The following is a 6,424-nucleotide window of genomic DNA, read 5'->3' on the forward strand; positions in this document are numbered from 1 at the left end:
GGTATCACGTATTCCGCGTTTGTGAACCATGTGTGTTCAGCATGTGTCCGCAAGCGGGATTTCGCCCGGCCTGGCGGCCAGGATGCGGCGCACGAGAGCCGGCGGATGGCCGGCGCGGAGCATCGCCGCATAGGCCTTTTCGCGGGCCGGCCGGTCGGCCTCGGCCGCGGCGAACGGCCCGAGCTTCCGCCGCTCGGCGAAGCGAAGCGCGGCATCCCAGGCATTCTCCTCTGCCGTCTCGCGCGCCTCGGCGCCGTCCTCCTCGCCGATGCCGGCGGCGCGCAGGGCCTCGCCCACCCGGCGGAGGCCATAGCCGCGCCGCGTGAGCGCACCGGCGCGGGCATTGGCAAAGGCGCGATCGTCGACATAGCCGAGCGTCGCCATGCGCTCGACGAGCGCCTCGATCGGCGGCGGCTGGGGCTCCGACCAGCCCCGTTCCCGGACCTTGCGGACCAGGTAGGAAGCGAGCTTCGCCCGGGTCGTGGCATAGCGCCCGGCATAGGAAAGCGCGGCCTGCTGGAGGGCTTGTGCATCGAGCGGCGGTTTCACCCTTCTGCCACGATCATGACTCATCGCCATGTTTGTGCCATAGTCGAGCCGGATTATGAACGCGCCTTGTCTCCTAGGGGCAGACGCTGAAGAGCAGATTTGGGACCCTATGAGGCCCATGAAGAAGGATTCAGCCGACTGTGCTTGACCATGATGGCCAGGTGAAGCCGCGCGTCGCGGCGACGCAGGCGCTCGCGACGACGCCGACGGACGATGAGCTCCCTCGCCGCTACGCCGACTTCGCGACCATGACCGAGGCGCTCGACTATGTTGCGCAGGGCAAGAAGGGGATGAACTTCCACGACGCCCGCGCCAATCTGGCGCGCGTCTATCCCTATGCCGAGCTGCGCGAGGACGCGATCCGCGTCGCCCACCGGCTGAAGGCGCGCGGCATCGGCTCCGGCGACCGCGTCGCCCTGATCGCCGAGACCGCCGCAGAGTTCGTCGCCCTCTTCTTCGGGTCGATGTATGCCGGCGCCTGGCCGGTGCCGCTGCCGCTGCCCACCTCCTTCGGCGGCAAGGAGGCCTATATCGACCAGCTGGTAGTGCAGCTGCACAGCTCCGGTCCGGCGCTGCTGCTCTTCCCGCCCGACCTGCCCATGGCCGCCGATGCCGCCGCTGCGGTGGGCTCCAGGTCGCAGGACTGGGCCTCGTTCCTGGCGGCCGACATCGCCCCCTGCCCGCTCGACGCGCCCAAGGCCGACGACATCGCCTATCTGCAATATTCGAGCGGCTCGACCCGCTTCCCGCACGGCGTCGTCATCACCCACCGCGCCCTGATGTCGAACCTCGCCGCCCATGCCCACTCGATGCATATCGGCCAGGGCGACCGCGGCGTTTCCTGGCTGCCTTTCTACCACGACATGGGCCTCGTCGGCTGCATGATGTCGATGGTCGCCAACCAGATGTCGGTCGATTATCTCAAGACCGAGGATTTCGCCCGCCGTCCGCTGGCCTGGCTCGATCTCATCACGCGCAACAAAGAGCAGTCGATGAGCTATTCGCCGACCTTCGGCTACGACATCTGCGCGCGCCGCGTCTCCAGCCAGACCGACGTCGCCAACCGCTTCGATCTCTCGCGCTGGCGGGTCGCCGGCAACGGCGCCGACATGATCCGCCCGGACGTGATGCAGAGCTTCGTCGACACCTACGCGCCCGCCGGCTTCGACGCGGCCAGCTTCCTGCCCTCCTACGGCCTCGCCGAGGCGACGCTCGCGGTCACGGTCATGCCGCCCGGCGAGGGCATCGTCGTCGAACTGGTCGAGGAGACCCTGCTCGCGGGCGGCTCGGCCGGCGAGCGGGACCGGCCGCAGCGCTACCGCGCCGTCGTCAATTGCGGCAAGCCGGTCAGGGACATGGAGGTCGCGATCCGCGGCGACGACGACGGCCTGCTCGGCGAGCGCGAGGTGGGCAAGGTCTTCTGCCGCGGCACCTCGGTCATGGTCGGCTATTTCCGCGACGAGGAGGCGACCGACGCCTGCCTCGACGAGGACGGATGGCTGGACACGGGCGACATGGGCTACATGTCGAACGGCTATCTCTACGTGGTCGGCCGCGCCAAGGACATGATCATCATCAACGGCAAGAACCACTGGCCGCAGGACATCGAGTGGGCCGTGGAGCAGCTGCCGGGCTTCAAGGCCGGCGACATCGCCGCCTTCGCGATCACCACTCCCGGCGGCGAGGAGACGCCGGCCGTGCTGGTCCAGTGCCGCACCTCCGACATGGAGGAGCGGGGCCGGTTGCGCGACGCGATCCGTGAGCGCGTGCGGGCGATCACCGGCATCAATTGCGTGATCGAGCTGGTGCCGCCCCGCTCGCTGCCCCGGACCAGCTCCGGCAAGCTCTCGCGGGCCAAGGCGCGAAACCTGTATCTGTCGGGCGAGATCCAGACCTACGACATCGCCGCCTGACGCCGCCGGCACCCGCGCAGCGACACGTACGATTACCCAGAGGGGAATAACCCTTCCCTAACGCTTGTTGGTTAAGGCTCCGGTCGGAGTGATATGACCGACAAGACGCTTCCACGGCTCGATTGGCGCGTTGTTTTCAACCGCGCCGCTCCCCCGGGCGTCCGGGGGTGGGGGCGCGTGCGCGCGGCGCAGCTTGCGGCGATGCGTCCGGCCATGACCGTGGCGGCCTGGGGCCAGACGTTCAACGCCTTGTTCATCGCCTACATGCTCTGGGGCAGCGTGGCGCCGTCCTCGCTGGCGCTCTGGCTGTTCAGCGTCTCCCTCATGATGCTCTATTTCGTGCAGCAGCAGCGCAGGCTCCGCGGCCGCGAGATCCACTCCCTGCCGCGCAAGACGATCAACCGCGCCGCCTATCATTCGGTCTTCATCGGCCTCGTCTGGGCCTTCCCTGCCCGCTACTTTTTCGAACATGCCGATCACGGGCAGCAGCTGGCGCTCTGCGTGATCACCGCGACGATGATGGCGGGCGCCGCCTTCGTCTTCTCGCCGATCCCAGCCGCGGCCTCCGCCTATGTGCTGATCATGGGCGTCGCCGCTGCGCGCATGCTGGCGACCCAGGAGAATCTGCTGATCCTGCTGATCGCGCCCGTCTATACGGCGGGGCTGGTGGCGATGGTGCTGATCAACGGCCGCGCCTTCATGCAGCGCAAATATCTGGATCTTGCGCTGGAGGAGCGCGAGCAGACGGTCAGCCTGCTGCTGCGCGAATATGAAAGCTCGGACGCCGACTGGCTCTGGCAGACCAACACCCAGCTTTGCTTCCAGAACGTCTCGGCCCGGTTCGCGCGCGCCACCGGCCGCAGCATCGAGGAGCTGGAGGGGCTCTCCCTCATCGAGTTCATGAAGGCGCCGGCACGTTCCGACCAGAGCGCGCGCCGCGCCCATGCCGCGGCCCTCGCGACGATCGGCCGGCGGGAAGGCTTCAGCGAGGTGGTGCTCGCGCTCCCCATTGCCGACGGCGGCACCCGGGCCATCGAGCTGTCCGCGCGGCCGACGTTCAGCAAGCAGGGTCGCTTCACCGGCTATCATGGCGTCGGCTCCGACGTGACCGCCGCTCGCTCCGCCGCCGACCGCATCGCCCATATGGCGCGCCACGACGCGCTCACCGGTCTGCCCAACCGGCTCCAGCTGATGGACAATCTGGCCGCGGCCCTGAATGAGGCCCAGGCCCGCGGCAAGCAATGCGCGATGCTGCTGGTCGACCTCGACCGGTTCAAGACGATCAACGACAGCCTCGGCCATGTCGCCGGCGACCATCTGCTCCAGCAGGTCTCGCGCAGCTTCGAGACGGTGATCTCGGACGAGATGACCGCCGGCCGGCTCGGCGGCGACGAATTCGCGATCGTCGTTCCCGAGGCGGAGAGCCGCGAGGAGCTGGAGCAATTGTGCCTGGCCCTGATCAGCGCGCTCCAGGGGCCGTTCCTGTACCGCGAGCAGCGCCTGTTCGTCGGCGCGTCGATCGGCGTCGCCTTCGGCCCGCGCGACGGCGACACGGTCGAGGAGCTGATCCGCAACGCCGATCTCGCCCTCTACCGGGCGAAGGCCGGCTCCGGGAACGACATCCGCTTCTACGAGCCGGGCCTGCACGACCGCGCCGAGGAGCGCCGGCGGCTGGAGCTCGCGCTCCGCAACGCAATGGACGCGGGCGAGTTCACGCTCGCCTACCAGCCGGTGGTCGCCGCCCAGTCGGGCGAGATCACGAGCTGCGAGGCGCTGCTGCGCTGGCGCCATCCCGAGCTGGGCGACATTCCCCCATCCAAGTTCATCCCGATCGCCGAGGAGACGGGGATGCTCGGCAGGATCGGCGAATGGGTGCTGCGCCGGGCCTGCCGGGAGGCGGTGAACTGGCCACAGGACGTTGGCGTCGCCGTCAACGTCTCGCCGCGCCAGCTGCGCGATCCCGGCTTCATCGTCACGCTCGTCTCGGCGCTGACCCAGGCGGGCCTCGAACCGAGCCGGCTCGAGCTCGAAGTGACCGAGAGCGTGTTCCTCGAGCTGACCGGCACGACCCAGAAGGTGCTGCAGCAGATCCAGAGCCTCGGCGTGAAGCTCGCCATGGACGATTTCGGCACCGGCTATTCCTCGCTCGGCTATTTGCGCCGCGCGAAATTCGACACGCTGAAGATCGACCAGGGCTTCGTCCAGGCGATCTCGGCGGACGACCCCGAAAGCACCGCGATCATCCGCGCCGTCGTCGCGCTGGCCGGCAGCCTCGGCCTCAGGACGGTCGCCGAGGGGGTCGCCACCTCCGAGCAGCTGGCGATCGTGCGCGCGCTCGGCTGCGACAAGATCCAGGGCTATATCTTCTCCCGCCCGATCACCGCCGAGACGGTCCGCGAGCTGCTCGGCCAGAACCGCATTCTCGCCGCCGCCTGAGCAAGGCGTAACGCAAAGCCTTGCGCTGCAGGACACCCGCAGCTAGGGACGCGCTCCGGCTCTAGGAGTGTAGCTCAGCTGGTAGAGCATCGGTCTCCAAAACCGAGGGTCGGGGGTTCGAGCCCCTCCACTCCTGCCATTTCCCGCCCGGTCGCGGCGGCGCCGCAGATCGCGGCGTGCGCCGACTCCGCAGGCAAGCCTGAGGTCTTGTGCACGGACGGCTTCGAAGCTAGATACCGCTCCCAATCCGAAAGCGGTGAAGGCGCGCCGACCCTCAAAGGGGCGGCGGAGAGCCCTTGCCCGGAAGCGAAGAGGCAAAGACAGGCACAATGGCATTCAATCCCGGCAAGTTCCTGCGCGAGGTCCGCACCGAATCGGCCAAGATCGTCTGGCCGACGCGCAAGGAGACGTTGATGACCGGCCTGATGGTCGTGATCATGACCAGCCTGCTGGCCGTCTTCTTCTTCGGCATCGACAGCCTGTTCAGCGTCATCGTCAGGACCCTGCTAGGCCTGATCGGCTGAGCCGGCGTCCGGAGCATATTCGAAAGGCAACAGGGAAAAACATGTCCCGCTGGTACATCATCCACGCTTATTCCGGCTTCGAGAACAAGGTCCGCGACGCGATCACCGCCGAGGCCACGCGGCTCGGCCTGACCCCGCTCGTCGAGGCGGTCGAGGTCCCCACCGAGAAGGTCACCGAGGTCCGCCGCGGCAAGAAGGTCACGAGCGACCGCAAATTCTTCCCGGGCTATGTGCTCGCCAAGCTGAAGATGAACGACGACGTCTACCACCTCGTCAAGAACACGCCCAAGGTGACCGGCTTCCTCGGCTCGAGCGGCAAGCCGCAGCCGATCTCGGACGCCGAGGCCGCCCGCATCCTCAACACCAAGGACGAGGCCGCCGCCGCCGCGCCCAAGGCCCGGATCAGCGTCGACTATGAGATCGGCGACGCGGTCAAGGTGCTGGACGGGCCGTTCGCGAGCTTCAACGGCGTGGTCGAGGAGCTCGACTTCGAGAAGAGCCGCGTGAAGGTGTCGGTGTCGATCTTCGGCCGCGCGACCCCGGTCGAGCTCGAGTTCGAGCAGGTCGAGCGGGTCAAGTAGCGCTCGATCCCAGGCAATGACATGAGGAGGCCGGGGCGAAAGCCCCGGCCTCTTTCGCATTGGGCCGGCCACTTGTGATCCGGCGCCGGTTCGGGCACCCTTCGGCTTGGCAACGATGCGTGTGCTGGAGAAATTGGCTTCGGGCGAACCTTAGGGGGGACTGGCCATGACGGACGATCGCAACAGCGCGACGGGCCCGCCGCCCGAGCCGCCGGCACCACCTCCTCCGCCCGATCCCGCGCCGCCGCCTCTGGCCGCGCCGCCGCCGCCCGCGCCTGCCGCGGCACCGCCCGCAACACCACCCGCACCGCAGCCCACATCGGTCTACGTGGCGCCCGCCAGGCCGACGCCATGGGGGTGGATCGTCGCGGCCATCCTCGCCCTGGTCCTGCTCGTGCTCGTCATTCTCTATTTCACCGGC

At 68.2% G+C, this 6,424-nt stretch carries 6 protein-coding genes and 1 tRNA gene; 6 read left to right on the forward strand and 1 reads right to left on the reverse strand.

What is annotated here, in order from left to right; translation table 11 throughout:
- Positions 1–36: 36 nt before the first annotated feature.
- Complete coding sequence (locus VEC11_RS14465) at positions 37–579, reverse strand: regulatory protein RecX (protein WP_464132712.1); 543 nt, start codon at positions 577–579, stop codon at positions 37–39.
- 218 nt (positions 580–797) lie between these two features.
- Between VEC11_RS14465 and VEC11_RS14470 the strand changes: the two genes are divergently transcribed.
- The 6 genes from VEC11_RS14470 to VEC11_RS14495 form a co-directional block, all read left to right on the forward strand.
- Positions 798–2,462, forward strand: coding sequence for a fatty acyl-AMP ligase (locus tag VEC11_RS14470; protein WP_464132731.1), 1,665 nt, complete (start codon positions 798–800; stop codon positions 2,460–2,462).
- A gap of 201 nt (positions 2,463–2,663) precedes the next feature.
- A complete protein-coding gene (locus VEC11_RS14475; RefSeq protein ID WP_464132717.1) occupies positions 2,664–4,898 on the forward strand; it encodes a putative bifunctional diguanylate cyclase/phosphodiesterase in 2,235 nt (744 codons plus the stop codon).
- A gap of 63 nt (positions 4,899–4,961) precedes the next feature.
- Positions 4,962–5,037 (forward strand) — tRNA-Trp (locus VEC11_RS14480).
- 190 nt (positions 5,038–5,227) lie between these two features.
- Positions 5,228–5,422: a preprotein translocase subunit SecE gene (gene secE / locus VEC11_RS14485; RefSeq protein WP_464132720.1), complete on the forward strand. Its 195-nt coding sequence runs from the start codon at positions 5,228–5,230 to the stop codon at positions 5,420–5,422.
- 41 nt (positions 5,423–5,463) lie between these two features.
- Positions 5,464–6,003, forward strand: a complete 540-nt coding sequence (gene nusG, locus VEC11_RS14490) for a transcription termination/antitermination protein NusG (RefSeq protein ID WP_464132725.1) — start codon at positions 5,464–5,466, stop codon at positions 6,001–6,003.
- 166 nt (positions 6,004–6,169) lie between these two features.
- Positions 6,170–6,424: hypothetical protein (locus VEC11_RS14495; RefSeq protein WP_464132728.1), on the forward strand; the 255-nt coding region annotated here is incomplete at its 3' end.

Source organism: Allosphingosinicella sp. (assembly GCF_035626655.1).
In the GTDB taxonomy this organism is placed as follows: domain Bacteria; phylum Pseudomonadota; class Alphaproteobacteria; order Sphingomonadales; family Sphingomonadaceae; genus Allosphingosinicella.

Coding starts and splice junctions, on each gene's coding strand:
- secE (WP_464132720.1), top strand. CDS start 5,228: ATGGCATTCAATCCCGGCAAGTTCCTGCGCGAGGTCCGCACCGAATCG.
- VEC11_RS14465 (WP_464132712.1), bottom strand. CDS start 579: ATGGCGATGAGTCATGATCGTGGCAGAAGGGTGAAACCGCCGCTCGAT.
- VEC11_RS14475 (WP_464132717.1), top strand. CDS start 2,664: ATGCGTCCGGCCATGACCGTGGCGGCCTGGGGCCAGACGTTCAACGCC.
- nusG (WP_464132725.1), top strand. CDS start 5,464: ATGTCCCGCTGGTACATCATCCACGCTTATTCCGGCTTCGAGAACAAG.
- VEC11_RS14470 (WP_464132731.1), top strand. CDS start 798: ATGACCGAGGCGCTCGACTATGTTGCGCAGGGCAAGAAGGGGATGAAC.